The following is a 26688-nucleotide window of genomic DNA, read 5'->3' as shown; positions in this document are numbered from 1 at the left end:
GCGAGCGCACCCAGCCCGGCATGAGTTCACGGCTGTACGCCGAGGGCGGTGTGCTGGTACCCAGCGAGCACCACATCGGCGCATTCCACACCTGGCTCCAGGACAAGCTCGGCAGCGGCCCCGCGCACTGACCCGGCCGCTCCGGCCCCCGTTCCGTCGCCGCGGTCGCCGTGTCCCGACCGCCCGCCCACGAGTGTCCCGCCCGTCACCTGCCGCTCCCTCCCTCCTCACGCCCCGACCCCGCACAGGAGACCGCCGATGACCCTGCTCGACCAGTCCCTGCACGACCTCGACCCCGAGATCGCCGCCGCCGTCGCCGCCGAGCTGAACCGCCAGCAGTCCACCCTGGAGATGATCGCCTCGGAGAACTTCGCCCCGGTCGCCGTCATGGAGGCCCAGGGCACGGTCCTGACCAACAAGTACGCCGAGGGCTACCCCGGCCGCCGCTACTACGGCGGCTGCGAGCACGTCGACGTCACCGAGCAGATCGCCATCGACCGCCTCAAGGACCTCTTCGGCGCCGAGTACGCCAACGTCCAGCCGCACTCCGGCGCCTCCGCCAACCAGGCCGCCCTGTTCGCCCTGGCCCAGCCCGGCGACACCGTCCTCGGCCTGGACCTGGCCCACGGCGGCCACCTCACCCACGGCATGCGCCTCAACTTCTCCGGCAGGCAGTTCGACGTCGTGCCCTACCACGTCGACGACTCCGGCCTGGTCGACATGGACGAGGTCGAGCGGCTCGCCAAGGAGCACCGCCCGAAAGTGATCATCGCGGGCTGGTCCGCCTACCCGAGGCAGCTGGACTTCGCCGCCTTCCGCCGGATCGCCGACGAGACCGGCGCGTATCTGTGGGTCGACATGGCCCACTTCGCCGGGCTGGTCGCGGCCGGGCTGCACCCCAACCCGGTCCCGTACGCGGACGTGGTCACCTCCACCACCCACAAGACCCTCGGCGGCCCCCGCGGGGGCATCATCCTCGCCCGGAGCAAGGAGTTCGCGAAGAAGCTCAACTCGTCGGTGTTCCCCGGCTTCCAGGGCGGACCGCTGGAGCATGTCATCGCGGCGAAGGCGGTCTCCTTCAAGGTCGCGGCGAGCGAGGAGTTCAGGGAGCGCCAGCGGCGCACCGTCGAGGGCGCCAGGATCCTCGCCGAGCGGCTGACCGCGCCCGACGCCCGCGAGGCCGGCGTCGACGTGCTGTCCGGCGGCACGGACGTGCACCTGATCCTGGTCGACCTGCGCGGCTCCGCACTGGACGGGCAGCAGGCCGAGGACCGCCTCCACGAGGTCGGCATCACCGTCAACCGCAACGCGGTCCCGAACGACCCCCGGCCCCCGATGATCACCTCGGGCCTGCGCATCGGCACCCCCGCCCTGGCCACCCGCGGCTTCACCGCCGAGGACTTCACCGAGGTCGCCGACGTCATTGCCGAGGCGCTGAAGCCGACGTACGACGCCGACGCCCTCAGGGCCCGGGTCACGGCGCTGGCCGGCAAGCACCCGCTCTACCCCGGCCTGTGACGGACAGCGACAACCCCCGCGGGGACCTCACGTCACGACGAGCAGGCCCCCGCCGACCCCACGGAGCGTTTCGTGGCCATCAGCGTCTTCGACCTGTTCTCCATAGGCATCGGCCCGTCCAGCTCGCACACCGTGGGTCCGATGCGCGCCGCCGGCATGTTCGTCAGGCGGCTCAAGCAGGACGGGCTGCTGGCCCAGACCACCGCCGTACGGGCGGAGCTGTACGGCTCCCTCGGCGCGACCGGCCACGGCCACGGCACCCCCACTGCGGTGCTGCTCGGCCTGGAGGGCAACGAGCCGCACACGGTCGACGTGGTCCGCGCCGGCCCTGACGCCGAGCGGATCCGCGCCACCGGACGCATCCGACTGCTCGGCGAGGAGATCGGCCCCGCCCACGAGATCGGCTTCGACGCCTCCACCGACCTGGTCCTGCACCGCAGACGGTCCCTGCCGTTCCACGCCAACGGCATGACCCTCCTCGCGTACGACGCCGAAGGCGTCCCGCTGCTGGAGAAGACGTACTACTCGGTGGGCGGCGGTTTCGTCGTGGACGAGGAGGCCGCCGGAGCGGACCGCGTCAAGCTCGACGCCACCGTGCTGCCCCATCCGTTCCGCACGGGCGACGAACTGCTGCGGCTCACCCGGGAGACCGGGCTGTCGGTCTCCGCGCTGATGCTGGAGAACGAGAAGGCCTGGCGCACCGAGTCCGAGATCCGCACGGGCCTGCTGGAGATCTGGCGCATCATGGACGCCTGCATCTCCCGGGGCCTGGGACGCGAGGGCATCCTGCCGGGCGGCCTGAAGGTCCGTCGCCGGGCCGCCGCGGCCGCCCGCGCCCTGCGCGGCGAAGGGAACCCGCAGGCCCGCGCCATGGAGTGGATCACGCTGTACGCGATGGCGGTCAACGAGGAGAACGCCGACGGCGGACGGGTCGTCACGGCCCCGACGAACGGCGCCGCCGGCATCATTCCCGCCGTCCTGCGCTACTTCCTCGACTTCGTCCCGGGCGCCGACGACGAGGGCGTCGTCCGCTTCCTGCTCGCCGCCGGGGCCGTCGGACTCCTCTTCAAGGAGAACGCCTCCATCTCCGGCGCCGAGGTCGGCTGCCAGGGGAGGTCGGCTCCGCCTGCTCCATGGCCGCCGGGGGACTCGCCGAGGTCCTGGGCGGCAGCCCCGAACAGGTCGAGAACGCCGCCGAGATCGGCATGGAGCACAACCTCGGCCTCACCTGCGACCCCGTCGGCGGCCTCGTCCAGATCCCCTGCATCGAACGCAACGGCATGGCGGCGGTCAAGGCCGTCACCGCCGCACGCATGGCCCTGCGCGGCGACGGCCGCCACCATGTCTCCCTCGACAAGGTCATCAAGACGATGAAGGAGACGGGCGCCGACATGAAGGTCAAGTACAAGGAGACCGCCCGCGGCGGCCTCGCCGTCAACGTCATCGAGTGCTGAGCACGCCGCACGGCCCGCGCCGGATGCCGCGAAACGCATCCTTGACGGTCCATCAACAACTACCTACGCTCGCTGACTGTGGGAACGTTCCCACACTCGCAGTGGATCGCTCCGCTCACGCCCTTCGCCCCGGCACCGCCTTCCCTTCCCCCACATGGAGGACCTGGTGACCGACGTCTCCGCACGCCCCCGCACGGTGGCGCACCGACGGTACACATACCACTCGCCCGCGCCGGACCTTGCTGCTGACGGGACATGAAAGAGCGTCGCTGAAATGCGCGGAGAGTTGGTCGTGTCATGCGTCGCCCAGGCCCGCGGGCAGCCGGGGAGGACCCCGCTGAAGCTGTGCGTGACCGAGCATTGCCGGCCTCCCGCTGACGTCCCCGATCCACGACCCGCGCCCCACGACCTCACCGAAGCGCGACGAAAGGACCACCCATGCACCCGCTCGGCAGGCGCCGCACTTCAGTGATCGCGGGCGCCCTCGCCGCCTTACCGCTGACCGCGCTCGGGCCGACCGTCCCGGCGCACGCCGCCACCACCATCACGGTGGCCGCGGACGGCTCCGGCAACTACACCACCGTCCAGGCCGCACTCGCGGCAGCACCGTCGGGCGCGATCATCAGGATCAAACCTGGCACCTACCGGGGTCAGGTGTCCATTCCGGCGGGCAAGACCGGCATCACCCTTCAAGGAACGACAGGGACCGCGACGGACGTCGTGATCACCGGCAACGCTCCCGCGTCCACCGCCGGAACCGCGGGCAGCGCGACCGTGCTGAACCTGGCCAAGAACACCACCGTCACCGGGATGACCATCGCCAACACGTACGACCGGCACGACAGCCAGGCACTGGCCCTGTACGCCGGCGGCGACCGGCAGGTCTACCGCAACGTGCGTCTGCTGGGATACCAGGACACCTTCCTGTCGTGGGGCGGCACCGGCGCCGCCCAGGTCCGTCAGTACGTCTACAAGAGCTACATCGAGGGCGCCGTCGACTTCATCTACGGCAACGGGGCCCTGGTCGTCGACTCCACGACCATCAACTCGCTGGACCGCGGCAGCGGCAAGACCGGCTACATCACCGCCGCGGCGACCCACACCGGCAACCGGTACGGCATCCTCATCACCCGCTCGACGCTGGTGAGTCCGGGCGCGGCGCGGTCCGTCGCCCTGGGCCGCTGCTGGCACGCCGGCGGGGCGGCCGACGCGACCGGGCAGGTGCTGGTCCGCGACTCTGCGCTGGGAGGGCAGATACTCCAGGCCGGAGCTTGGCAGGACATGGGCGGCTTCTCCTGGAAGACCTGCCGGTTCAGCGAGTACAACAACCGGGGAGCCGGGGTCAGCGGGGGAACCACCGACCGCCCGATGATGAGCGCCGGGACCGCCGCGAACTACACCTCGCAGAAGTACCTGGCCGGAAACGACGGCTGGAATCCCGTGCAGTAGTCGTCCGCGGCAGCCGCGACCGCGCTTCGTTGAGCACACTCAGAGGCCCCCGATCCTCGACAGCCCCCCACCGACGACGAAAGGGAAGCATTTCTGTGGCCCGAATACTGAACGTGTTGACCACGGCCGTCCTCGCGTCCGGCGCCCTGCTGGGCGTCAGCGCTCCCGCCGACGCGGCCGACCCGGCACCCGAAGCCATCCCGATCGACTTTCTCCAGGCCGGCTCCTACACGGACGCGGCGCGCGAAGCGATCGCGATCTGGAACACGGCAGTGCCCACGATCAAGTTCGTCGAACAGGACACTCCGGCGGCGCTGCGGGTCATCGAGTACAAGACGGCGAAGGGAGTCCAGTCCCACGTCAACATCAAGGGTGCGGGCAGGGGTTGGGTGTACCTGGAAGTCGGGGACGCGCAGTTGTACAAGCCGACCCGGATCGTCGTGCACGAGCTGGGCCATATCCTGTCGCTTCCCGACCTGGGCCCGGGCAGCCCCTGCTCCAAGGTGATGTCGGGCGGGTGGGCCGGCTCGGACTGCGTCAACGTGCAACCGGACACCGCGGAGAAGGCCGCCGTCCGGGACTTCTTCGCCGCCAACGACGTCGGCGACCGGGTGCCATGGTGGGGATCGGGAGTCGCCGCGCGGTAGGCGGCCGGACCAGTCCGGGGCCACCGCCCCGAATCACTCCCCACCGCACCGCGTCGCACCGCACTGCTCCGCGTCGCGACTGCCCGCCGCGTGCGGCGCGGACGTCCCAAGGAGCCAGGGCGGCGCACTGCGCCGTTCAGGCGCTGGGCCGGAAGAGTGAGACGGTCCTTGCTCACGGATTCGGGCGACGGGGTCTGGCAGTGTTTCATCGCCGCCACCGGCCGGACCGTCGTCATGGCACGTCCGGCACGGTCTTCCCCGCTCGCCATGGTCCTCTTGGAGGGGCACGTGCCCAGCGCTTCGCAGACAGCCTTCACCGTGGGTGACGCGACCCATCGCCTCACGGCCGACATGGTCCACACCGCCGCGGCTCGTCTGACGCCCGCCGACTCGGCGGATCTTCACCCCAACCGGAGCTGGTACGCCCTCGTCGGCACCCATCTCTACTACGTGGTGGATGTGGTCGAGGAGGCCACCGGGGCGGGGGGAGTCAAGGTGAAGCCGGCGCGTCTGGTTCTGGCCGACCTCGGATTCCCGGTCTTCGCACTGGGCTGGAGCGCGCTGCTGACCAAGGGGCATCCGGGGCACACCGGCTGACCGCAAAGGTGCCGACCGGCTCCGGGTTCGGGAGCAGACCCGGAGCCGGTCGACATGTGCGTCGCACGAGGCGACTTGGACGGGTTGGGCCGGACCGGTCAGGAACTGGAGACCGAGAACGAGTTCGTCGTGAAGTTCAGGCCGCCGGACGCGGACGTGATCTCGTAGCCGAACTGGACGTCGCCGAGGGTGACGTCACCGATCCAGTGCTTGGTGTTCTTGATCCAGTTCATCACCGCCAGGATGTCCACGGTCCCGGAACTGGTGTTGGAGGTGCGGACGAAGGAGAACACCGCGTTGTTGCCGTTGCTGCCCTTGTACACCGTCCAGGTGCTGCCGCCGACGGAGACGTTGCCCTGGGACGTGCCGAGCGGGCCGACCGGTCCCGTCTTGTTCATCCAGAGCATGATCTCGTTGGCCTTGTTCGAGTCCCAGACGTCGTACGCGGTCTCGTAGGCGCCGCTCGACGGAACGCTCACGTTGAAGCTGGACTGCACCGAGCGCAGAGCGCTGAGCTTCTTGCCCACGTAACGGGTGGCGTTGGGGTACGACTTGATGCCGCCGGTGTTCGGGTGGTTGGCCCACACACCCCAGTTGCTGTACGAGTTCGCCCAGATCGTCTGAGAGCCCGCCCCCTGTCCCCAGACGTCGTTGTAGAGCGTGTATCCGCCGTTCGACCAGCTGCCCCACTGGTCGCTGGACGACCACGTGGCGGCCTGGGCGGGCGCCGCGGCCAGTCCGACCGCGGCGGTGGCGGCGGCGATGAGGCCGATGAGTGCTGCACGTGGCTTTGTGCGCAGGGCTGAGAACATGGGGGCTCCGTCTCTTCGGCTTCGACGGCCCGGATCGCGAACCCGGCATGACCGGGCCCGCTGACCACTTCCGTCGAAGCGCTTCAACTGTGGGGGGAGAAGCGGCTGGTGCTGTCTTCGGAGGGATGCGGAATACGATGACAGTCGAATAATCGAAGCGCAACACCGTGTTACAGGGGAATTTCGGGAGGGCGGACTGCCCGCGCGCCACCGGCCCCTTCCGGCCGCTCAGACGGCAACCCGCTTGCACGCAGGTGTCCTGCCGCATGATTGTCGAAGCGCTTGACGCACCCACGCCGACGGAACGCGGTACTCACATGCGGCCGGGCCCGCGGCGACCAGCCGGCCGTCCCTCGCGCTCTCCTCCACCACCTCCAACTCCACCTCCACCAGCGGCTCCGAGCCGCCGCCGGATCGAGGCGGAACATGCCGGGGCGCCGCCCCACACTGCCCGCACCGTCGCCCTCGCCTGGAGGTCAGGGATTAAGCTCGCAATCTGGTTCGTCGGCTTCAACGGGTCTCTGAGCAGGCCGAGTTGCCCACGATCTCCCCGCCCTTCCGGGTCTCGGCAGCGCCGAGCCCTCGTCGCCCTCGGTCTGCTCGGCGGGAACATCCGAGCCGTGCCCCGGGTCTTAGGGCTGCGGGCGCGGCTCGTCCACCGCGCGACCGCCCTGTCCGAGCCGCGAGGTCTACGGCCGAGGACTACGAACGCGCGGTCGCGTCGGCAGCCCTCCTTGGTGGCCGGACCTCAGCGTGCCGCCGCCCTCCGATACACAGTGAAGACGGCCGCACCGGCCTGCTCGGCCGCCACGCAAGCGAGTTCCGCCTGCGGACCGTCGTCGGGGAAGAGCCTTCGTCCGGTGCCGAGGACGGTGGGAAAGGTCAGCAGCCGGTACTCGTCGACCAGCCCCTCGGACATCAGCATGCGGACGACGCTCAGGCTGCCGGTGACGATCACGTCGCGCTCCTCCCGCTTCACGGCATCGACGAGGTCCGCGTCGAGAACGCGCGAGTTCGCCCAGGCCGAGGTGTCGGTCAGGGTGCGGGAGACCACCAGCTTGGGCACGGCGTTCATACGCGCGGCGAAGGGGTCGTCCCGTCCCGGCCAGAGCTTCGAGAACAACTGCCAGGTCGTGCGACCCAGCAGCATGACCCCGTCGTCCAGCGTGTCGCCCAGACGGAACTTGTCCCCGGCGACGGTCCCCGGACCGTACCGGAAGGCCCAGCCGCCGGACGGCGTCCCCCCGGAACCGTCCGGGTCGGAGACGATCCCGTCCAGGGTGATGAACTCGATGACGATGACGCTCATGAGGGTGTCCCTTCGTTCGGATGCTCACCCGTACGTACCGGCGGCACCGCCCGAACTCATCGCGCCCGGCGAACTTCCTCGGAGGAGATCTGCCGGGGAAGGGCGAAGGCGTCGAACACGCGGGGATCCGCGAAGACGACGTTGCGGGCGACCCGGCCGCCGGTCACGGTGAAGACCTGCAAGGTGTGCAGTGCGAGCCCGTCCCCGCGGGGCCGCGGCGCGTAGGCGGCGAGCGCGGGCTGGCCGTTGGCGGTCAGCGGCCTCGTCCCCCAGCCGGTGCCCCGCATATGGAACACGCGGTCCATGAACAGCCCGTAGTCCCGGCTGCCCCGGTACCACAACGGCACCGGCGGCATCTCCAGCACCGCATCGGCCGTGAGGAGCCGCACGAGCGCGGGAACGTCGGCGGCCTCGAAGGCGCGGGCGTACCGTTCGACGACCGCGCGGGCGGCCGGATCGGCCGGCTCGGCGACCTCGCCGGCATCGCCCGTCCCGGCGAGGGCGGCGCGAGCCCGCTGAAGCGCGCTGTTGACGGCCGCGACCGTGGTCTCCAACTGCCCGGCGACTTCGGCGGCGCTGAAATCCAGCACCTCCCGCAGCACGAGGACGGCCCGCTGCCGCGGTGGCAGAAGCTGCATGGCCGCCACCAGCGCGAGCCGTAGGTCGGTCCGCGTCTCCGCCTCGCACCGCGCGTCGGGGAACGGCTGGAGCCAGGGGACGTCGAGAGCCGGGGTGAGCGCCGCCCCGGGATCCTCGCTCGGCGCACCCAGCCCGGACGGCAACGGCCGTCGGGCCCTGCCCTCCAGCGCGGTCAGGCACGCGTTGGTCGCGATCCGGTACAGCCAGGTCCGCACGGAAGCGCGCGCGGGGTCGTACCGGTCGCGGGCCTTCCACGCGCGCAGCATCGTCTCCTGCACCAGATCCTCGGCCTCGTGGAACGAGCCCAGCATCCGGTAGCAGTACACCACCAGCTCACCCCGGTACGGCTCGTAGTCCACGCGCCCATCATGGCGCAGCGACCACCGTCAGCGGTGCCTACCGGGCTCCTGGGCTGCCGAAGGTCCCGGACGCTGTCGGGTGCCGCGGCTGTCGGAGGCGCAGGCGAGGCAGGTGAGTGGCCTCGTCTGAAAGGCACCGGGCATGGATGCTCTCTTAACATCTAAAACGTTGCATAGTCTAAATGTGGAGACGTCGGACGGGAAGGAGGTATGGCCCGAGAAGGGAAAGTCCGTTCGCAATGCGGGCGTGAGCAGGTGCTGCGGCGCGATACAAAGGAGCCATGCCGCAGCACGAGAGCCCCGCGGGGGTCATGGACGATGTCGACGAGGTCACCCGGGCGGTGTTGACCGCGTCCCGGTTGTTGGTGGCCGTCTCCGCCCGCTCGCTCGCCGAGGTCGAGGAGAGGGTGACCCTCGCGCAGTTCCGGATGCTCGTCGTGCTCTCCAGCCGCGGCGCGACCAAACTGGTGGCCCTGGCCGACCTGCTCCAGGTGGCGCCGTCGACGGCCATGCGCATGGTGGACCGGCTCATCGCCGCCGGACTCGCCGATCGCCGGACCAACCCCGGCAACCGCCGCGAGACCCTGTTGCAGCTGACCGACGACGGGCGGCGCACCGTCGCGGAGGTCACCGCCCGGCGACGCGAGGAGATCGCCGGGATCGTCGCACGGCTCAGGCCGACGCAGCGGCTGGCGCTCGTCGAGGCCCTGGGGGCCTTCAACGAGGCGGGAGGGGAGCCGCCGGCGCCCGCCGCGGACGATCCGGAACCGCATCCGCTCGGCTGGGGGACCGACGTGCCCGCGGCCCGCGAGGCCTGAACCTCCGGCAGTCGACGCGCCGGTCGGCGACGGGCTCGGCCCGCGCCCGCGTACCGGGCGGTGATCCAGTTCACGGCAGTGGGCGACTTCAGCAGGGTCAGTCCGGGCGGCGTCGCTCCCGACCAGGACGGCCCGGCGATTAGGAACGGGCCGGCGGACGAGCCGTTCTTCCGCTGCCCGACGACGGCGCAGACGTTGGACCAGGCGTCGAGAACGGGGACCATCCAGAACCGGTCGCCGAACTCGGGCAGGGTCAGTACCAGGGGCTGGTCGGACAGTTCCAGCCAGGCACTGGAGTACAGGGTGTCGGCGTTCGGTGAGACGACCTCGGTGAACTGGTTGACGGGGGCCTTGCGGCGCGCGTCGTCGCGGGCCGGGACCGCCGTCATGGAACGTTGCGTCAGAGCCGCCGTGACCAGCGGATACCCGTAGAGCCATGCCTGCGAGACCAGCTCATCCATCGACTCATCCGACTCGTCCGACTCATCCGTCATTGGCTTCTCCCGGGCGCTGTAGCGAATCTCGTCCGCGCCCGACGCTATGAGCGCCCTCCGCCTCCCGAGCGCCCTCCGCCTCCCGCGCGGCGAGTCCGCCGGACAGGTGACACGGACGGGTGACACGGACGGGCCAGGCGGACCCGGCCCGCGATCCCCGTCCTGACTCCCGGCCGGTATCGGTTGGTGCCGGGGCCCTCGGGGGTAGCGTCCTCGGCATGGACATTCGGACGACCGTTGAGCGCGCTCAACGAATCAAGCAGCTGCACGCCAAGTACAAGCCGCTCGTACTGCCGACCGTCTGGGACGTCTGGTCCGCGCGGACGGCCGCCGGCGCCGGTTTCCCCGCGCTCACCATCGGCAGTCACCCGCTCGCCGACTCCCGAGGAGCCGAGGACCACGAGGGGCAGACCTTCGAGGAGGTCCTCGCCGCCGTCAGGCCCATCATCGCGGCAGTGGACGTTCCCGTCTCCGTCGACCTGGAGTCCGGCTACGGACAGGAACCCGCGGACCTCATCGCCGGACTCACCGAGGCCGGCGGCGTCGGCCTCAACGTCGAGGACACCGTGCACTCGGACGGCGGACGCCTGCGCACCACGCAGGAACACGCGAGCTACATCGCCGGTCTGCGCGCGGCGGCCGACGACGCCGGGATCCCGGTCTGGATCAATGGGCGCACTGACCTCTTCCTGCACGCCGATGACGCCTCGGCCGTCCTCGACGAGGCGATTGAGCGGTTGCGGGCTCTGGAGCAGGCGGGCGCCGACAGTGTCTACCCGGTGGGAATCCAGGACAACGACGACCTGCTGACCGCGGTGACCGGCGCCGTCTCCCTTCCGGTGAACTCCACGGCCCACCCCGTCAAGCACGATCTCGAGCGCTTCCGTCGTCTCGGCGTCGGACGCATCACGTACGGCCCGCTGCTGCAATTCGCCCTGACCGACACGATGAAGGGCATGCTCGGGCCGTGGGCGCCCTGATCGGATCGTGCGGGGCCGAGGAAGCCGCAACGGGGTAGCACGGCCTCCCCCGTTCTGCCGCGGTCCGGCTCCCCCGCCGCTCGCCGGGCTTAATCTGGTGAGCGGCCGCTTGTCCGGAGAACGGCCGTCTCCCGTCGCCGCGGAGCGCTGACGGCTCGGGGGACGGCCGCCGTTCACGGGCCGTCGTCCGACGGCGGCTCTCCTCATGACGTGTGCCCGCGCCGCCTCCGGCCTCGGCATCGCCGAACTGTGCGACCGCTTCCCGCACCACCAGGCCGAGGCGGCCTTCCCCGACGGCCGCGCCCTGCTCGCCGTCCGCCCGCGCCCTTCTCGCCGTCCGCTTGCAGGCCCCCTCACCAGCCTTACCGGCCCCACCGGTCCCGGGCGATCTGGGCGCCCATTCGTCACAGTGGGAAGGGGGCGAATCCTGATCAGGGCACGCGGGGGCGGAGACTCACCTCGTGGCGGTCGAGGAAAAGCTCGACCCACGTGCCGACGGCATCTGGGGGCGGCGGGTCGGCGAGGTTCAACGGGATGTTCGTGCCGTCGAGATCCAGCAGCGCGACACCGTCTTCGGTCAGGCCCAGCCGTCCTCGCAGGACCACGCAGTGGCCTCCGGTTCGCAGCTCAGGACCGACTCCGGCGGCTGGTTTGGCATTGCGCCCCCAGACGATGACCTCGTCGATCGTCCACTCGACGTCGTAAGCGCCGGGCTCCGCGGCCCGGTCTCCGCACCAGCGGACCGCGATGTGACCGAACGGGGTCCGGACAGCGGCCAGCAACGGGGTTCGAGGGTACTGCGCGACTCGTTCCAACCGGATCAGCACGGCTCGATCATGCAGCATCCACGGGGCCGCCGGAACCCCGTAGCTGCCTCCCGGTGAGGCTGGAGATCTCGACGTCGACACGGCGTTCGCCCTGCGGGAGAACCTGACGTACTGGCGGCGCACGCCACCGGAGGCGTGCTGGTGCTGAATCTGTCAGGTGTGATGTTCTGCGACACCGCGGGCCTCTACACCTTGCTGGCCATTCGGCAGACCCTGCCCGTGGCGGGCGTCGACGTGTCGTTAACCCAGGCCGGCGCAGTGCTCCGGGCTGCGGCCGACCGCGCCGGCCTAACCGAACAGCTGGCATTCGGAGACGTTTCCTGAACAGGGTCGGCGACCCTCGCCACCTGGCCGGAAACGGGAAGCTGCCCTCGATCCACTCGCCCTGAAACTTGCCCAAGAACTTGCCCCTGCGATGCCTCGGACAAGACGGGGGCGGTCGCCTTGCCCACGCATCACGTCCGGCGCGCATACTCGTTCGTCTGCCTCGACTGGCGGGCACGGCTGGGAAGCCACGTACGACATCGACGTGTCCATGGACGAGCGGGCGGGACTCACCGCCGCCTACCGGCTCGACGGCGAACACGTGCCGTCCCCGCTCCAGTCACCGCGGTGTCCGTGCGCATCATGCGGCCGGGGCGGGTGGCTTCGGCGCACTTGCACGAGAGGTGACCCGCGGCGACGAGCGGCCCCTCGGACTTCTCCGACGTCGACCGGCTCCAGGACGGTACCCGTCTGATTCCGCTGTCGGAGTGGACCGGCGACCCCGACGCCTACTCCCCTCCCACGGACGTCCCCGTTCCGGCCGACGCCGACACCGCGACGCCGCCCGTCGACCAGGTGCACGCCCTCGGCGGCCGCGAGTACTTCACCCTCCTCAACCGGATGATGGTGGACAACCCTCCCGCCCGACAACGTGCTGAACCGCTACGCGATCGGCGACCGCAGCGGCCTGCGGACCAACCCCGACGGATCCCTGGACATCCATGTCCAGCACGACAGCCCCGGCCCGGACCGGGAACGCAACTGGCTGCCCGCTCCCGCGGGCAGCTTCAACGTCTTCCTGCGCCTGTACTGGCCCCGGCAGGCCGCTCTCACCGGCGACTGGACCCCGCCGGCGCTGCGACGCACCGACTGAACCCTCGCACGAGTTCTCGCAAGGGGGAGCCGGCCCCCCCTGGGCCGGTCCGTCAGGCGGTGAGGCCGAGGGCTGTGCCGAGGCGGCGGACCTCGTGGTCGAAGAAGGCGCGGGGGTCGGCGATGATCTCCCGGCGGTGTCCGAAGAGTTCGAAGGAGACGGCGCCGAGGAGGTAGGTCCACGCCATCAGAGCGCTCATGACCACGTCGGGCGGGGTGTGCGGGGGGAGTGCGGAGAGCAGCGGCGCCAGTGACCGCCGGGCGTCGTCGGGCATCGCGGGCCCGCTGTCCGGCATCGCGGGCCGGGTGTCGTCCGGCACGGTGGGCGGGGTGTCCGCGCCGTGGGGGCCGTGCTGGCCGAGCCGGTCGGTGAAGAGGGCGCCGATCAGGTAGGGCAGCCGGGTCGCCTGCGCCACGGTGTCCTGGGGTGCGCTGTAGCCGGGCACCGGCGAGCCGTGGATGAGGGCGTACTCGTGCGGATGCGCCAACGCCCAGTCCCGCACCGCGTGGCAGAGGCCGACCCAGCGCTCCAGCGCGTCCGCCCGCTCGCCCTCCACCGTGTCCGCCGCGTCTGTCGTCCCCGCCGTGTCCTGCGTGGCCCAGGCGGCCTCGGCGGCGTCGCCCAGGGAGGTGTAACCGTCCAGGACGAGTGCGGTGAGCAGGGCGTCGCGGCCGGGGAAGTAGCGATAGAGCGCGGACGCGGAGGCCAGGCCGAGCTCCCTGGCGACGGCGCGCAGCGAGAGCGCTGCGGCGCCGCTCTCGGCGAGCTGTCTGCGGGCGACCGCCTTGATCTCCGCGGTGAACTCGATCCGGGCGCGTTCCCGTGCGGTGCGGGGCTTGTCGGGGGCGGACATGCGTCCATCCTGACACGGAACGATGGAATCGAGAACACCGGACGCAAGCGAGAACACCGTTCTTGACAACGTCCCCGACGCTGCGTCAGTCTCTCGGCATCGACCGAAACGAGAACACTGTTCTCTGGCGCATCGGAGGAAACCGTGGGCAAGCACCTGATCGTCGGGATGGGCCCTGTCGGCTCGGCCGCCGCCCGGCACCTCGCCGCGCGGGGCGAGGAGGTCGTGCTGGTCAGCCGCTCCGGAGCCACACCCGCCACTGCCGGCCTGACCGGCCTGCCGGGCGTGCGGACCGTGCGCCTGGACGCAACCGACGCCGCCGCGCTCGGCGAACTGGCCACCGGCGCGGCCGTGCTCTACAACTGCGCCAACCCGGCCTACCACCGCTGGGCCACGGACTGGCCCCCGCTCGCGGCCGCCCTGCTGGCCGCCGCCGAACGCTCCGGCGCCGTCCTGGCCACGGTCGGCAACCTCTACGGCTACGGAACGGTCAGCGCCCCGATGACCGAGGACACCCCGCTCGACCCCAACTCCGTGAAGGGCCGGGTCCGGGCGCGGATGTGGGAGGACGCGCTCGCCCTGCACCGCGCCGGACGGGTCCGGGCCACCGAGATCCGCGGCTCCGACTACATCGGCCCCTACGCCGAGAGTCCGCTCGGGGCCCGGGTGGTGCCCCGCCTGCTGGCCGGCCGCGACGTTCAGGTGCTGCGCAGCGCCGACACCGCCCACACCTGGACCTACACCGAGGACGCCGCCCGGCTCCTGGTCACCGTCGGCGGCGAGGAACGGGCCTGGGGCCGGGCCTGGCACGTTCCCAGCAACCCGCCCCGCTCCCAGCGCGAGGCCGTCGCCGACCTCGCCGAGGCAGCGGGGGCCGAACCGGTCGGCGTCCGAGAGATCCCGGCGGTCGTGCTGGCGGCGCTGGGGCTCGTCAACCCGACCGTGCGGGCCCTGCGAGAGGTCTCCTACCAGTTCGAACGGCCCTTCGTGATGGACTCGGGTGCGGCGACCGCCGCCTTCGGCCTGGAGCCCACGCCCTGGACCGAGGTCCTCGGCGCCACCGCGGACTCCTACCGGACCCCGGCCGCCCGCCGTTGACCCGGCCGAAAGGCGCGTACGGCGTTCACGCGCCGCCGGCCAGGGCCCGCTCGACCTGGGCCGCGGGGAAGGGAGTGCGCTTGCTCCGTGAAAGCAGCCGGTGATGGAAGTCGTCCAGGACGAGCGCGTGCGGGGCGTGCCGGTCGATGAGGGCGGCGATGTCGGGCGCGATACCGGCGGGCCTGCGGCCGTCGAGCCAGTCGCGCAGGAAAGCCCCGTGCTCGGCGCCGCCACGAACGTCGTCCGGCAGGTGGTACCGCAGGAGGTGGCTCGGTGCGTAGGAGCGGTCGTACACGAGGTGATCGGCCAGGAATGCGCGTTCCTGCGCGGAGAGTTCGAAATCACGGCTCGACGCGAGTCCGAAGTCCGCGAAGTACACCCGCCGGCCGTCGGTGAGCAGATTGGCGAAGTGCGCGTCGAAGTGGACCAGTCCGCGCGAGCGCATGAACTCCGTCCCCCGCAGCAGCGCGTTCTCCACCCGGCGATAGGGCGACTCACATCCGGGCTCGGGCCGGAACGCACCCTTTCTGTCGCCGAGCCACTCGGCGAGCGTCTGCGGCACGTGCTCCAGGAAGAGCACCAGGCTGAAGGAGGACCTTCCGATGGCCTCCAGTCGACGGCGCACGGCCGACGAGCCCTCCCAGTGCGCGACGGCCCCCTCCACACCGCCGAGGCCGTCGACGAAGCCGGCAGGGGGGCCGTCGGGCAGCACCCGCCAGTGGTACAGCAGCGGGAAACCCGCGTACGCCTTCGTCAGCACCCACCCCGTTGTCATGATGTGCGTGGCCAGTTCACGCCAGGCGCCGAACCCCGCCGACCCCACCCCGTACTGGTAGAAGAGGGGAAGCCCGAACACGTTCGCGGTCGAGCGCACGTGTTCCGGCCGCAACTCGACGTCCGTCAGCGGGACCCGCTTGACGAAGACCCGCGTCCCCTCGACCTCCCACTCGGCCGACCTGCCCCCGATACCGGAGCCGAGAACCGGCGCGGCGGACACCGCGTCCGCGAGACGCCGGTCGCTCCACAGGGACAGCCGTGCTCCCACGCCCGCGTAAGCGGACACCCTCGCGGCATGGTCCGACTCGGTCATGTCCATCGACGGCTCCGTCCTGACAGCGGGACTGACTTCTGCTGATCATGTCAGGGCGTCGGGGGCGAGCCCCGAAGCCGTCGGCGAACGGCCCTTCGCCGGACGCTGTTTCGTCGGTGGCCGGCGGCTGTCCGCCGGCCGTGCGGGGCTCACCGTAGGATCCTTCCGGACTTGGGAGGTCATGCGACCGTAACCCTTGGGCTCTTCCACGGGCAGGCAGCACCCGTGGTGGTGGCTGTGACAAGGACTGCGCGGGCGACGGTCAAGCGGCCAGCGCCGCAAGCTCCGCGTCGGCGCGCTCGGTGACCAGGGCGAGGACGCGGCCGGCCGCGGCCAGATCCTCGGCCGGGATCGTGCCCCAGATGCGGTCCGAGACAGGGGCGGTCTCCGCTTGGACGGCAGCCAGCAGCTCGCGCCCCGCGTCAGTCGCGCGAAGGCGCGCACCGTCCTCGACGAGCAGCTGTCCGGCCAGGAGCTCGTCGACAGTGGCGCCGACAGCGCCAGGGTCGGCCTTGAGGGAGTCCCGGACCTGGGCGATGAACTCGTCCCGTGTCTGCGGGGTCTCGGCGGTGACTGCGGCACGCAGGGCGATCTGCTGCTGGAACGTCATGCCGTGGCGCGCCAGGACGTGTTCCAGGACCGCGCGAGCGGCGTAGTGGGCCAGGCCGAGGGCCCGCGCGTTGGCGACGGGTGCGGGGGCGGGCGCCGCCGCGGTGGCGGACGCTGACGTGGTGGAGGTCGTGGTGGAGGTCGTGGTGGAAGACGCTGTGGTCATGGTGTGCTCCCCTGAGGTGTCGGGTCGTCCGGTACGGAAGGGGCGAGGGGCGCTTCGAGCAGGGTCCTCAGCTCGTCGGTGAGCATGCGCGTCCGAGGGGCGTCGGGGCCGCCGAGTGGTTCCAGCAACCGCTGATGCAGTTCCTGGACCACCGCAATGGCCTCCCGTGTGACGTCCTGGCCCGTCTCGGTGAGGGCGAGCTGCATGGCCCGCGGGTCACGGGGATCTCGGGTGCGCTCGACCAGGCCGGCCGATTCCAGGGCGCGTGCGAGCTTCGACACGTACAGGGCCTCCAGGCCGGTGTGCTCGGCGAGCCGGCGCTGGCTGGGCCGCTCGCCGGCTCGCTGCATGCCGTGCAGTGACGCGACGAGCGAGTACTGGGCGTGGGTGAGGCCCAGGGGGGCCACGGCGCGATCGACCGCCACGCGCCACTTGTTGGCGAGCCGCCACACCAGGAAGCCGGGGGTGGGGCCCGGTGAGCCGTTGTCCATGCAGTTAGAGTACATGGCTACTATGTACATGGCTACTGTTTGGGCTGTGTGCTCCGCGCACGGCTGGGCGGATTCGTCTGGATCGGTCGGTCGTCGGTCCTGGTGTGCCGCTGACAGGATCTTCGTCGGAGAGTGGAACCCAAGTGGCTCTGTTGGGTGGGGAGTTGCCTGGCGCGACGCGGAGGGAGCGACGGGCCGGGACGGCGCGGCGGTTCACAGGGAGGGTGATTCAATGACCGCATGGTGAAGGACCGTACGCTCCTGGGACCGCTGGCATTGAGTGACGGCAGCTGGGGAGTCGGGGACGCCGCGAAACCGGATGCCCACTGGGTGGAGTTCCGCCCCGACGGGCTCTACCAGCACGAGCCGGGCTCCGAGGGACGGTCGGTCCCGTGGTCCAGGATCATGACCGGCGTCTGGATCACCTGGGGCGAACACTCCTGGAACATCAACAGCAGGGGCGCGTACACACCGAAGGGAACGGTCGCCACACGCGACGGCGGATGGATGCGCATGACGCTGCGTCAGCCGTACGAGGACTGCCTGCTGCGCTTCGACCAGCACACGCGCTCGTACCGGGCGGTGGACCCTCTCCGGCTGGAGTACCTGCTGCGGCAGCTCGTCGACGAGGAGAAGCCCCAACTCCTCGGCGACCCGGAATGGGTGGGCCGTGCCGTGGCGCACCTGGCCGGCGGAAGGAACCGCTGGGTCACCTCCCGAGCGCTGCGGCGGGCGGCGAGGGAGGCTCTGGCAGCGGCCGGCCCGAACTCCCCCTGACGCCACGGCCTCGCCCCTGCCCACCGACACCGGCCCGCGCGCCCGGGGCGCGGGCCCGCGGCGCGGGCCCCAGCCGCGTACTGATGGGCGCGCACGGTAGTGGAGCCCACCCAGACAACCCAGTTGAGCCCTCCTCGGCATCGGCCTGGGCTGTCAGGCGCTGCCGGACGCCCGCACCGCCAGTCGCCAGAGCGATGTGACCTCGGCCTTGCGTGCAGCGTGGAGGGGGTCGGTGGCGTCCCGGGAGCGAGGGTGCCGGGGCTTGACGTCGGCCTTGCCCACGATGCGGAGGCCCGACGCGTCGATGGCGGCGAGGAGCTGTCGACGTGTCCGGAGGCCGAGGTGTTCCGCCAGGTCGGACAGGATGAGCCAGCCTTCTCCGCCGGGCCGGAGGTGGGCGGACAGGCCGGTGAGGAAGGTGTGGAGCATGGCGCCGTCCGGATCGTAGACACCTTGCTCGACGGGGCTGGTCGGGCGGGCGGGAAGCCAGGGCGGGTTGCACACGATGAGGTCGGCGCGGCCTTCGGGGAACAGACCGGGGCCCGACACCTCGATGCGGTCGGCCAGTTCGAGTCGGTGGGCGTTCTCGCCGGCGCAGGCCAGGGCGCGCGGGTTGATGGCGGTGGCCACGACGCGGTCGATGCCACGGCGGGCCAGGAGGGCGGCGAGGACTCCGGTCCCGGTGCCCAGGTCGAATGCCGCACCGGTGGCGGGGCGGTGCCGGATGGCCGACGGCAGCGCGGTGTGCGCGACCAGGTCGACGTACTCGCCTCTGACCGGTGCGAAGACGCCGTAGTGAGGGTGGATGCGGGCGCCGAGCGCCGGCACGTCGATCCCTTTCGCGCGCCACTGCCGCGCACCCATCACGCCCAGCAGTTCTTTGAGGGATACCGTCGTAGGGCCTGTCGAGGGGCCGTAGGCGTCCAGGCATGCCTGACGGACGTCGGGAGCCCGGCGCAGCGCAAGGGTGTGGTCGTCGTCCAGCAGTACCAGGAGCCTGCCGAGTACGCGGGCGCGGTGGCGGATGCCGCGGCGGTGCAGGTGGAACGACTCGCTCGGGGAGGTGCCGAAGCCGGGTGTTCCGCGGTCGGCGCGGCGGTCGACGCGGCGGCCGATCGCCTGGAGCAGTTGTCGGGCGTTGTGAAAGTCGCCCCGCCAGAGCAGAGCCGTTCCTTCGCAGGTCAGACGGTAGGCGTCGTCGGCCTTCATCCGGTCGTCGGCGACGAGGGTTCGCCGGGGAGCGGGGGAGGCGTTCTCGGAATGCCAGGGGGCGGACCGGGGGGAGCTGTTTTCGGTCCAGCGGATGACGGACACGGCGTACTCCTCGTGGTCGAACGTACAGGGCACGAAGAGCACTTCGACGAGGAGCAGAGCGAACCCACGCCGGTCCGTCGGACGGGCGTGTGCGGGGGAGCAGAAAACCGCTACCGCTCTTGCGTCGAAGCGCCGGAGCGGACGTCCCATACGACCATGCCGAGCATCAGGGCCAGACCTTCCGGAGAGAGGAGGAAAGCCAGGCTCGCACAGGTTCCGTGCCTTCTCCAAACCCCCCGGTCGACCAGGAGGGCAGGGGACTTTTCGTCCAAGTCCCGGAGGGCGGGGTGTCGGTGGGGCGAGTGGCCGCGCTGAGGTCGCCTGGCGTCAGAGCTGTTGACGCCCTGGCCGGATTGCCCCCATCATCGGGGCCAACTCGGTGTCATCGCTGACATAAGTCAACGATGACACTCCCTGTCGTTCGCCGTGGAGTCGGTGCGGGCCTGGCAGGGCGTCACATCTCGTTCGCTTTTCGCGCCGGGGCAGCAGGCCCGCTGCGCGAACAGCCGCAGCACAGGAGGCGCTATGAGTTCTGGACGTGCATCCGGGCCTGCCCGGCTTGGCCGGCAGGCCCGGACACGGATGTTCGCGGCGGTGGCGACCCTCTGCGTTCTGTCCGCGGCTCCGCCGGCGCCTCGGGCCGCCGCTGCCGACGCTCCGCCGTACTCCGAAATCTACCGGCCCCAGTTCCACTTCACCCCGGAGAAGAACTGGATGAACGACCCGAACGGCCTGCTGTACTACAAGGGGGAGTATCACCTCTTCTACCAGTACAACCCCAACGGCAATGCGTGGGGCGACATGTCGTGGGGGCACGCCGTGAGCACGGACCTCGTGCACTGGAAGGAACTGCCGCTCGCCCTGTCGCACGACGACCGGGAGATGGTGTTCTCCGGCAGCGCGGTCGTGGACGCGGCCAACATCACCGGATTCGGCACGAAGAAGAACCCTCCGATGGTGGCGATCTACACCAGCGCCTACAAGGACGGCGGCGAACAGGCCCAGTCGCTCGCCTACAGCACCGACCGCGGCCGCACCTGGACCAAGTACCAGGGCAATCCCGTACTCGGCATCGGGTCCCGCGAATTCCGTGATCCCAAGGTCCAGTGGTACGCGCCGACCAAGAGCTGGCTGATGACGGTGTCGCTGTCCACCGAACACAAGGTGCGCTTCTACTCGTCCAGGAATCTCAAGGACTGGGAGCTGCTCAGCGAGTTCGGGCCGGCCGGTGCGACCGGCGGCGTGTGGGAATGCCCCGACCTGTTCCCCCTCGCCGTCGACGGCGATCCGGACCACGTCAAGTGGGTCCTCGTCGTCAACATCAACCCCGGTGGGATCGCCGGAGGTTCGGCGGCCCAGTACTTCATCGGCGACTTCGACGGCAAACGGTTCACGGCCGAGGACAAGGGCGTCTACACGCCGCCCGCCGGAACCGTCGTACAGGACTTCGAGGGCGCCGACTTCGGCACGTGGACGGCCACCGGCACGGCGTTCGGCGACGGGCCCGCGGCCGGGACGCTGGCCGGCCAGGGCGCCGTCGACGGGTTCGACGGCAAGGGCCTCGCCAACAGCTTCCACAGCGGTGACGGCGCCACCGGCACGCTCACCTCACCCGAGTTCACCGTCGACAGCCGCTATCTGAACTTCAAGATCGGAGGCGGACGGCACCCTCACGAGCCCGGGACCGTCCCGGAGCCGGGCCCGCTGCCCGCAGGCACGGTCCTCGCCGACTTCGAAGGCGGCAGCTATGGCGAGTGGACGACGACAGGCGAGGCCTTCGGCACCGCACCGGCCACCGGCACCCTCCCCGGCCAGCAGCAGCTTTCCGGCTGGCTGGGCGACGGCCTGGTCAACACCTTCCTGAACGGCGACTCCACCACCGGCACCCTCACCTCACCCGAATTCACCATCGACAAGAACCACATCAACTTCCTCATCGGCGGCGGCAACCACCCCGCGGACGCCGCCGACCCCACCGCTCTGGAACTCGTCGTCGACGGCCGGGTCGTGCGCAGCGCCACCGGAAGGGACACCGAGACACTCGCCCGGGCTTCCTGGGACGTCAGCGACCTCGCCGGCAAGAAGGCGCGGATCAGGATCGTCGACGACAACACCGGCGGCTGGGGACACCTCGACGTCGACCACATCATGCTCTCCGACACCGAGGTCCTGCCCGTCTCACAGGAGACGTCCGTCAACCTGCTCGTGGACGGCCGGACCGTCCGCAGCGCCACCGGCTCCGACAGCGAAACCCTCGACTGGGCCTCCTTCGACCTGCGCCCCTACGCCGGCAAGAAGGCGCGCATCCAGCTCGTCGACCGGAACACCGCAGGCTGGGGCCACATCCTCGCCGACCGGTTCACCGCCGCGGACGCGCCCGCCGAGTCCGTCCTTCAGCGCGCCGACTGGGCCGACTACGGCAAGGACTACTACGCGGCCGTGTCCTGGGAGAACGCCCCCGGCGGTAAGCGCCGCATGATCGGCTGGATGAACAACTGGGACTACGGCGGCGCCGTCCCGACCTCTCCCTGGCGCGGAGCGCAGAGCGTCCCACGCGAAATGGCCCTGCGCACCGTCGACGGCCGCATCCGGCTGACCAGCAAGCCGGTGAAGAGCCTGGAGTCCCTGCGCCAGGGGAGCCCGGCGACGGCGGGCGGCGTCACCGTCAAGAGCGCCACCAACCCCCTGATCGGCCCCGCGGCCCAGGGCAGGGCCCTCGACATCGAGGCGGCCTTCTCGCTCAAGGACGCCGAACGCTTCGGCCTGAAGGTGCGCACCGGCGCCGGGGGCGAGGAGACCGTCATCGGCTACGACACCACGACACAGGAGCTGTACGTCGACCGCACGCGCTCCGGAGCCGTGGACTTCAACAGTTCCTTTCCCGGCGTCCAGCGAGCACCACTGCGGGCTCAGAACGGCAAGGTGAAACTGCGGATCCTCGTCGACTGGTCGTCCGTGGAGGTCTTCGGCGGCAGCGGCGAGGCGGTCATCACGGACCAGATCTTCCCCGACCCCGCCGCCCACGGCGTGCAGGTCTTCGCCGAGAACGGCTCGGTGAAGCTGGACCAGGCCCGCGTCTGGCACCTCGCATCCTTCCGCGACTGAACCCTGCGCCGTGCCGCCGCGGGCCACGAAGGTCCCGCGCGGTGGACAAGGTGCCCTGCGGGCCCTCTCGTTCCAGCGACCGTAGGCCACGCGCCTCGTCCGCTCCCACGACCCATCGCGCAGCCCTAGACCATGGTCTGGAGGTGATCCGTCGGGGCGTAGTCGATCTTCCAGTCGGCATGGACGCCGGAGAATCCGTCTGCCGCGCCCCGTGCCCCGCTCTCCCCGACCCGTGCCCCACGAGCCGCGGTGCGGGCGCCCTCTTCGCCCGGGTCGGCGAGGCCGCCGCCGTGAGCAGGGCCTCCTCGGAATGTGGATGTGCTCCACACAGCCGAGCGGGCGACCGAGCCCGGTATGGGCAGCCGATCGCGGGGGACTCTTCCGCCATGAACGGCACGAACGGCAAGAACGGCAGCAACGGCAGCAACGGCAGCAACGGCATGGATCACGGCGGGCCCGATCGGGAGCACCGGCGGCCCGAAGGGGTCAGCGACGAGACGGTCGAAGCGCTGGGAGCCTTCTCCAAGGCCCTGGAAATGACCGAACGCGCGCGCGGGCATCTCTACGAGTTCCACCAGCTGACCGGAAGCGCGGATCTGGAACTCGACCGGGCCGCCGCCCTCTTGAGGAAGGCCGGTCACCCGGAATGGGCGGACCGCGTCGAGGGGGACATCATCGGACGGAACGTGATTCCGGGGCACTGGACCTTCCAGATCATCGAGGAGTACAACCGCACGTACTACGAGCCCTTCAAGGCGGCGGAACGCCAGGCGTTGGAGGAACTGGCGGACGGACGTGATCACCTCTACGAGGCGGAAATGAAGGAGGCCCGGCGCACGGCAGGGCATCCCGACCACACCGCTCGGTAGCGCCGACTCCCGTGGGAGTCGTCTGATCCTCCCGTGCCTTCCGGGGCGCGACTCCCGCTCACTCGGAGCCTCGCCCCGGCGTGGATCAGCCGTGCTCCGCCCCGGCGACCGGGCGTGCGGGCTCGGCCCGTCGCAGCCGCGGCAACCCGCGCGGTTCCTCGGCGGCCGGTTCAGAAGGACGCTCCAGGGCCTGCGCGCCGTGCTTCCGGGCCGCATGCCATGATCGTGAGGCGCCCACCACGGACGAGACGGCGACGACGGCAAAGCCCGCGGACGAGGAGACGACGACCGATGACTGATTCCGACGCGGGCGAGATCCTCGCCGACGTCCGACGGGGCGTCGGCCGCATCCTTGTGAACCGGCCCAAGGCGCTCAACGCCCTGACGACGGACATGGTCGTCGCCCTCGACCAGGTGCTCGCCGAGTGGGAACGCATCCCGCTGACGGCCGTGGTGCTCGCGAGCACCAGCGCCAAGGCGTTCTGCGCCGGCGGAGACATCCGCACGATCCGCGAACACAGTCTCAACGGGGATACCGAGGCCGCCGAGCGGTTCTTCGCGTCCGAGTACCGCCTCAACGCCCGGATCGCCGAATATCCCGTGCCGTTCGTGTCGCTCATCGACGGTTTGTGCATGGGCGGCGGACTCGGGCTGTCCGTCCACGGCAGCTTCCGCGTCGTCACCGAGCGGGCGGTGCTGGCGATGCCCGAGACCGGTATCGGATTCTTCCCGGACATCGGGGCCAGCTACTTTCTGCCGCGGCTGCCCGGTGCGATCGGCATGTACCTGGGACTCACCGGGAGCCGGCTCGACGCGGCCGACGCCCTCTACACGGGGCTCGGCACGCACTTCGTCCGCGCCGACGGGCTCGACGCGGTCGGGGATGCCTTGGCCGACGCACCCGGCGAACCGGCCGACGTGGTCCTGAACCGCCTCGCCGGCCGTTCCCCGGTGGGGGAGAGCGGGCTGGCCGCCGTACGCGGGGACCTGGACCGGACGTTCGGCGCGCCGACCCTCGGTGAGATCCATGAACGTCTGCGCCGCCTGGGCACCCCCTGGGCGACCACCGCCCTCGCCGCCCTCGAATCCGCCTCGCCGCAGAGCCTGGAGATCACGCACGCCCTGCTGGCCCGGGGCAGACAGCGCACGTTGCGCGAGTGCCTCGACGCCGAACTCGCCCTCACGCGGACGATCATCCGTACGCCGGACTTCCTTGAGGGCGTCCGTGCGGCCCTGGTCGACAAGGACCGCACTCCCGTCTGGCGACGTGCGTCGCTCGCCGGGCGGACGCAGTCGTCGTCCTGAGCGGCCTCGCGGCGCCTTTCCCGGCGAGCGCCACCGGCGCCAGGGCGCGCCCGGCGGTGCCTCGCCGCCAGCACGCTGCCCCCGGTGGAGGCCGGTGTCAGGTGAGGGCGGTGACCAGCAGGGTGAGGGCGCCGATGAGGACGGCGACGCGGACGTAGTGCCAGCGCTCCCAGCGGTTGAGCTGCTCTTTCCAGTCCGCGGGCCGGTTCTCGGGCGTCCACGTCTTGTTGCGGTTGTTGATCGGGACGAGCAGCAGTATCGACATCACCACGCTGAGGAGCAGCAACGCGGCGGCGCCCGCGACCAGGCCGGCGCCGTCGTGGTGCCGCCCGGCGATGGCCCAGACCGACGCGAGGGCGAGCGAGCCGATGTACCAGACGGGCATGACGGCGCCCAGCATCCGGCCGCCGTGAGCCTTGCCGAGCTGGCCGGCGTCCTCGGGGAGGGCGTTGAAGATCGGGGCCATGACGAAGGCGACGGCGAACTCCACCCCCACCATCACGCCGACGGCCACGGTGGTGAATACCTCAAGTGCGATGAGCATGACGGTCTCCCCTGATTCCTAGCGTCGCTAGCTGTTGAGCTGACGCTAGCTCTACTGCCGCTCCTTTGTCTAGCGGTGCTAGGATCGAATCATGTCGGTAAAGGAACGCAAGGAGCGCGAGCGGGCGGCCCGCGAAAGCCTGATCGTGGCCACGGCCCGTGAACTCGCGGAGCAGCAGGGCTGGGACGCGGTCACCACGCGACGGCTCGCCGAGCGCATCGAGTACAGCCAGCCCGTCCTCTACAGCCACTTCCGCGGCAAGCGCGAGATCATCGGCGCCGTCGCTCTCCAGGGCGCCGCCGAGCTCGCCGTCGCGCTGCGGGCCGCGACCTCCGCCGCGAACGGCCCCCGCGCCCGGGTCGCCGCCCTGGCGAGCGGCTACCTCGACTTCGCCGAGCGCAACCCGGCGGTCTACGACGCCCTGTTCCAGCTCGACGGAGGCCTGGCGTACGCCCAGGAGGACACCCCGGAACCGCTCAAGGACGCCTTCGCCGCCCTGCTGGAATGCCTCGGCGAGGTCGCCGGGGACGGAGTCCACCCAGGGGTGTTCACCGAGGTCTTCTGGGCGTCGCTGCACGGAATCGTGACCCTGACCCGGGCGGGACGTCTGCCGCCGGAGCTCGCCGCGCAGCGGGTCGACCTGCTCGTGGACCGCCTCGCCGTGCTCTGAAGCGCCGGCCCGGCGGGCACGCCGTCCGGCCGGGGTGCCGGCTCCGCGGGACGAGTGCGATTCAGGCCGCGCTCGGGTCCGGCTCCAGGCCGCTTCCCTAACGTGGGTGACCAGCGACGATCGCCCGCGTGACGCTCATGGCCGGGCGCGGCCTGCCCGTGGACCCGGGGGCACGCGGCCGGCCGGCCACGCCGTGAATGACCCGAGGAGTCCGATGTCCACCAGCGGTTACACGTACCTGTGTCGTTTCGAGGCACTGGAGGAGGGGGTCCCCCGGCGGTTCGAGGCGCACGGCGTGGCCGTCTCGTTGGTGCTGACCGGCGGCGAGGTCTTCGCGATCCACGACGTGTGCTCGCACGCGGCCGTCTCGCTGTCCGAGGGGGAGGTGGAGGGCTGCGCGATCGAGTGCTGGCTGCACGGTTCCCGCTTCGACCTGCGCAGCGGAAAGCCCCTGGACCCGCCGGCCACCCGGCCCGTCCCGGTGTATCCCGTACGAGTCGAGGACGGGTCCGTCTACGTCGACGTCTCCACACCCAACGACCGCTGACCGACGCCAAGACGGGCCGAGGGGAAGCGGCCGGGCGTCCCGGCCTTCCCGGACGTCCGCCGCATGACGGCCCTGTCCGCCCAGGCGTACATGCGAGCCGCTGCTCAGGCCCGTCCGCCCGCCGTCCTGCGCGCCGTCGCCGAGCGTTTCGCGGCCCGGTGACCGAACGGACCGCGGCGTGCCTTGCCCGCGGTCGCGGGCAAGGCACT

Annotated in this window: 25 protein-coding genes and 3 pseudogenes; 17 read left to right on the top strand and 11 right to left on the bottom strand. The window is 70.9% G+C overall.

Annotated features, from left to right (window positions below):
• The 6 genes and pseudogenes from ACGFSH_RS27655 to ACGFSH_RS27630 all read left to right on the top strand — a co-directional run.
• Positions 1-131 (top strand): annotated as a pseudogene (locus ACGFSH_RS27655) (aromatic ring-hydroxylating dioxygenase subunit alpha); the annotation flags it as partial.
• A gap of 127 nt (positions 132-258) precedes the next feature.
• Positions 259-1518: a serine hydroxymethyltransferase gene (glyA, locus tag ACGFSH_RS27650; RefSeq protein ID WP_393353273.1), complete on the top strand. Its 1260-nt coding sequence runs from the start codon at positions 259-261 to the stop codon at positions 1516-1518.
• Positions 1519-1590: 72 nt separating this feature from the next.
• Positions 1591-2972 (top strand): annotated as a pseudogene (locus ACGFSH_RS27645) (L-serine ammonia-lyase).
• A gap of 438 nt (positions 2973-3410) precedes the next feature.
• On the top strand, positions 3411-4421 hold the full coding sequence (locus ACGFSH_RS27640) for a pectinesterase family protein (RefSeq protein ID WP_393353271.1): 1011 nt from the start codon (positions 3411-3413) through the stop codon (positions 4419-4421).
• A 95-nt stretch (positions 4422-4516) separates the two neighbouring features.
• Entirely contained in the window at positions 4517-5068 is a 552-nt protein-coding gene (locus tag ACGFSH_RS27635; RefSeq protein ID WP_393353270.1) for a snapalysin family zinc-dependent metalloprotease, read from the top strand.
• A gap of 288 nt (positions 5069-5356) precedes the next feature.
• Positions 5357-5665, top strand: a complete 309-nt coding sequence (locus ACGFSH_RS27630) for a hypothetical protein (RefSeq protein ID WP_393353269.1) — start codon at positions 5357-5359, stop codon at positions 5663-5665.
• Positions 5666-5763: 98 nt separating this feature from the next.
• Here ACGFSH_RS27630 and ACGFSH_RS27625 read toward each other — a convergent pair whose 3' ends face one another.
• The 3 genes from ACGFSH_RS27625 to ACGFSH_RS27615 form a co-directional block, all read right to left on the bottom strand.
• On the bottom strand, positions 5764-6477 hold the full coding sequence (locus tag ACGFSH_RS27625) for a hypothetical protein (RefSeq protein WP_393353268.1): 714 nt from the start codon (positions 6475-6477) through the stop codon (positions 5764-5766).
• 748 nt (positions 6478-7225) lie between these two features.
• On the bottom strand, positions 7226-7786 hold the full coding sequence (locus ACGFSH_RS27620) for a dihydrofolate reductase family protein (protein ID WP_393353266.1): 561 nt from the start codon (positions 7784-7786) through the stop codon (positions 7226-7228).
• A 56-nt stretch (positions 7787-7842) separates the two neighbouring features.
• On the bottom strand, positions 7843-8784 hold the full coding sequence (locus ACGFSH_RS27615; protein ID WP_393353264.1) for an RNA polymerase subunit sigma-70: 942 nt from the start codon (positions 8782-8784) through the stop codon (positions 7843-7845).
• A 281-nt stretch (positions 8785-9065) separates the two neighbouring features.
• Between ACGFSH_RS27615 and ACGFSH_RS27610 the strand changes: the two genes are divergently transcribed.
• Complete coding sequence (locus tag ACGFSH_RS27610) at positions 9066-9602, top strand: MarR family winged helix-turn-helix transcriptional regulator (protein ID WP_393353262.1); 537 nt, start codon at positions 9066-9068, stop codon at positions 9600-9602.
• Between the two features lie 50 nt (positions 9603-9652).
• Here ACGFSH_RS27610 and ACGFSH_RS27605 read toward each other — a convergent pair.
• Positions 9653-9991, bottom strand: a pseudogene (locus tag ACGFSH_RS27605) (DUF1254 domain-containing protein); the annotation flags it as partial.
• A 323-nt stretch (positions 9992-10314) separates the two neighbouring features.
• Here ACGFSH_RS27605 and ACGFSH_RS27600 point away from each other — a divergent pair.
• Positions 10315-11076 (top strand): isocitrate lyase/phosphoenolpyruvate mutase family protein, encoded by a 762-nt coding sequence (locus ACGFSH_RS27600; RefSeq protein ID WP_393353260.1) that lies wholly within the window; start codon positions 10315-10317, stop codon positions 11074-11076.
• A 431-nt stretch (positions 11077-11507) separates the two neighbouring features.
• Here the strand turns inward: ACGFSH_RS27600 and ACGFSH_RS27595 are convergent, their stop codons facing one another.
• Complete coding sequence (locus tag ACGFSH_RS27595; RefSeq protein ID WP_393353258.1) at positions 11508-11903, bottom strand: hypothetical protein; 396 nt, start codon at positions 11901-11903, stop codon at positions 11508-11510.
• A 111-nt stretch (positions 11904-12014) separates the two neighbouring features.
• Between ACGFSH_RS27595 and ACGFSH_RS27590 the strand changes: the two genes are divergently transcribed.
• A complete protein-coding gene (locus tag ACGFSH_RS27590) occupies positions 12015-12227 on the top strand; it encodes an STAS domain-containing protein (protein ID WP_393353295.1) in 213 nt (70 codons plus the stop codon).
• A gap of 592 nt (positions 12228-12819) precedes the next feature.
• The gene (locus tag ACGFSH_RS27585; protein ID WP_393353257.1) at positions 12820-13041 is read left to right on the top strand and encodes a DUF1214 domain-containing protein; all 222 of its coding nucleotides are present in this window, start codon (positions 12820-12822) and stop codon (positions 13039-13041) included.
• Between the two features lie 52 nt (positions 13042-13093).
• On the opposite strand, the gene ACGFSH_RS27580 is transcribed toward ACGFSH_RS27585, so the two are convergent.
• On the bottom strand, positions 13094-13894 hold the full coding sequence (locus ACGFSH_RS27580) for a TetR/AcrR family transcriptional regulator (RefSeq protein WP_393353255.1): 801 nt from the start codon (positions 13892-13894) through the stop codon (positions 13094-13096).
• A 144-nt stretch (positions 13895-14038) separates the two neighbouring features.
• Here ACGFSH_RS27580 and ACGFSH_RS27575 point away from each other — a divergent pair, with 144 nt between their 5' ends.
• A complete protein-coding gene (locus ACGFSH_RS27575) occupies positions 14039-14992 on the top strand; it encodes an NAD-dependent epimerase/dehydratase family protein (RefSeq protein WP_393353254.1) in 954 nt (317 codons plus the stop codon).
• Between the two features lie 25 nt (positions 14993-15017).
• On the opposite strand, the gene ACGFSH_RS27570 is transcribed toward ACGFSH_RS27575, so the two are convergent.
• The 3 genes from ACGFSH_RS27570 to ACGFSH_RS27560 form a co-directional block, all read right to left on the bottom strand.
• Positions 15018-16088: a protein kinase family protein gene (locus ACGFSH_RS27570; RefSeq protein ID WP_393353253.1), complete on the bottom strand. Its 1071-nt coding sequence runs from the start codon at positions 16086-16088 to the stop codon at positions 15018-15020.
• Between the two features lie 256 nt (positions 16089-16344).
• The gene (locus ACGFSH_RS27565; protein ID WP_393353251.1) at positions 16345-16857 is read right to left on the bottom strand and encodes a MarR family transcriptional regulator; all 513 of its coding nucleotides are present in this window, start codon (positions 16855-16857) and stop codon (positions 16345-16347) included.
• A complete protein-coding gene (locus ACGFSH_RS27560; protein WP_393353249.1) occupies positions 16854-17348 on the bottom strand; it encodes a MarR family winged helix-turn-helix transcriptional regulator in 495 nt (164 codons plus the stop codon). The genes ACGFSH_RS27565 and ACGFSH_RS27560 overlap by 4 nt, the downstream gene beginning before the upstream one ends.
• Before the next feature lie 240 nt (positions 17349-17588).
• On the opposite strand from ACGFSH_RS27560, the gene ACGFSH_RS27555 reads away from it, so the two are divergent.
• Positions 17589-18125, top strand: coding sequence for a hypothetical protein (locus ACGFSH_RS27555; protein WP_393353248.1), 537 nt, complete (start codon positions 17589-17591; stop codon positions 18123-18125).
• Between the two features lie 153 nt (positions 18126-18278).
• Here the strand turns inward: ACGFSH_RS27555 and ACGFSH_RS27550 are convergent, their stop codons facing one another.
• Complete coding sequence (locus ACGFSH_RS27550; RefSeq protein ID WP_393353294.1) at positions 18279-19439, bottom strand: methyltransferase; 1161 nt, start codon at positions 19437-19439, stop codon at positions 18279-18281.
• Positions 19440-20021: 582 nt separating this feature from the next.
• Between ACGFSH_RS27550 and ACGFSH_RS27545 the strand changes: the two genes are divergently transcribed.
• The 3 genes from ACGFSH_RS27545 to ACGFSH_RS27535 all read left to right on the top strand — a co-directional run bounded on the left by ACGFSH_RS27545 (position 20022) and on the right by ACGFSH_RS27535 (position 24718).
• A complete protein-coding gene (locus ACGFSH_RS27545; protein ID WP_393353293.1) occupies positions 20022-22544 on the top strand; it encodes a GH32 C-terminal domain-containing protein in 2523 nt (840 codons plus the stop codon).
• A gap of 440 nt (positions 22545-22984) precedes the next feature.
• The gene (locus ACGFSH_RS27540) at positions 22985-23413 is read left to right on the top strand and encodes a hypothetical protein (RefSeq protein ID WP_393353292.1); all 429 of its coding nucleotides are present in this window, start codon (positions 22985-22987) and stop codon (positions 23411-23413) included.
• Positions 23414-23704: 291 nt separating this feature from the next.
• Positions 23705-24718: an enoyl-CoA hydratase/isomerase family protein gene (locus ACGFSH_RS27535; RefSeq protein WP_393353246.1), complete on the top strand. Its 1014-nt coding sequence runs from the start codon at positions 23705-23707 to the stop codon at positions 24716-24718.
• A 97-nt stretch (positions 24719-24815) separates the two neighbouring features.
• Here the strand turns inward: ACGFSH_RS27535 and ACGFSH_RS27530 are convergent, their stop codons facing one another.
• On the bottom strand, positions 24816-25262 hold the full coding sequence (locus ACGFSH_RS27530; RefSeq protein ID WP_393353245.1) for an anthrone oxygenase family protein: 447 nt from the start codon (positions 25260-25262) through the stop codon (positions 24816-24818).
• A gap of 91 nt (positions 25263-25353) precedes the next feature.
• Here ACGFSH_RS27530 and ACGFSH_RS27525 point away from each other — a divergent pair, with 91 nt between their 5' ends.
• Together ACGFSH_RS27525 and ACGFSH_RS27520 are read left to right on the top strand one after the other, a co-directional pair.
• Positions 25354-25932: a TetR/AcrR family transcriptional regulator gene (locus tag ACGFSH_RS27525; protein WP_393353243.1), complete on the top strand. Its 579-nt coding sequence runs from the start codon at positions 25354-25356 to the stop codon at positions 25930-25932.
• Between the two features lie 214 nt (positions 25933-26146).
• The gene (locus ACGFSH_RS27520) at positions 26147-26479 is read left to right on the top strand and encodes a non-heme iron oxygenase ferredoxin subunit (protein ID WP_393353241.1); all 333 of its coding nucleotides are present in this window, start codon (positions 26147-26149) and stop codon (positions 26477-26479) included.
• The last annotated feature ends 209 nt before the right edge of the window (positions 26480-26688 follow it).

Origin of the sequence: Streptomyces sp. NPDC048481, assembly GCF_043200075.1 — a bacterium.
In the GTDB taxonomy this organism is placed as follows: Bacteria; Actinomycetota; Actinomycetes; order Streptomycetales; family Streptomycetaceae; genus Streptomyces.
The sequence above is the reverse complement of the archived record's forward strand: the minus strand, read 5'-3'. Positions and strand labels throughout refer to the sequence as shown.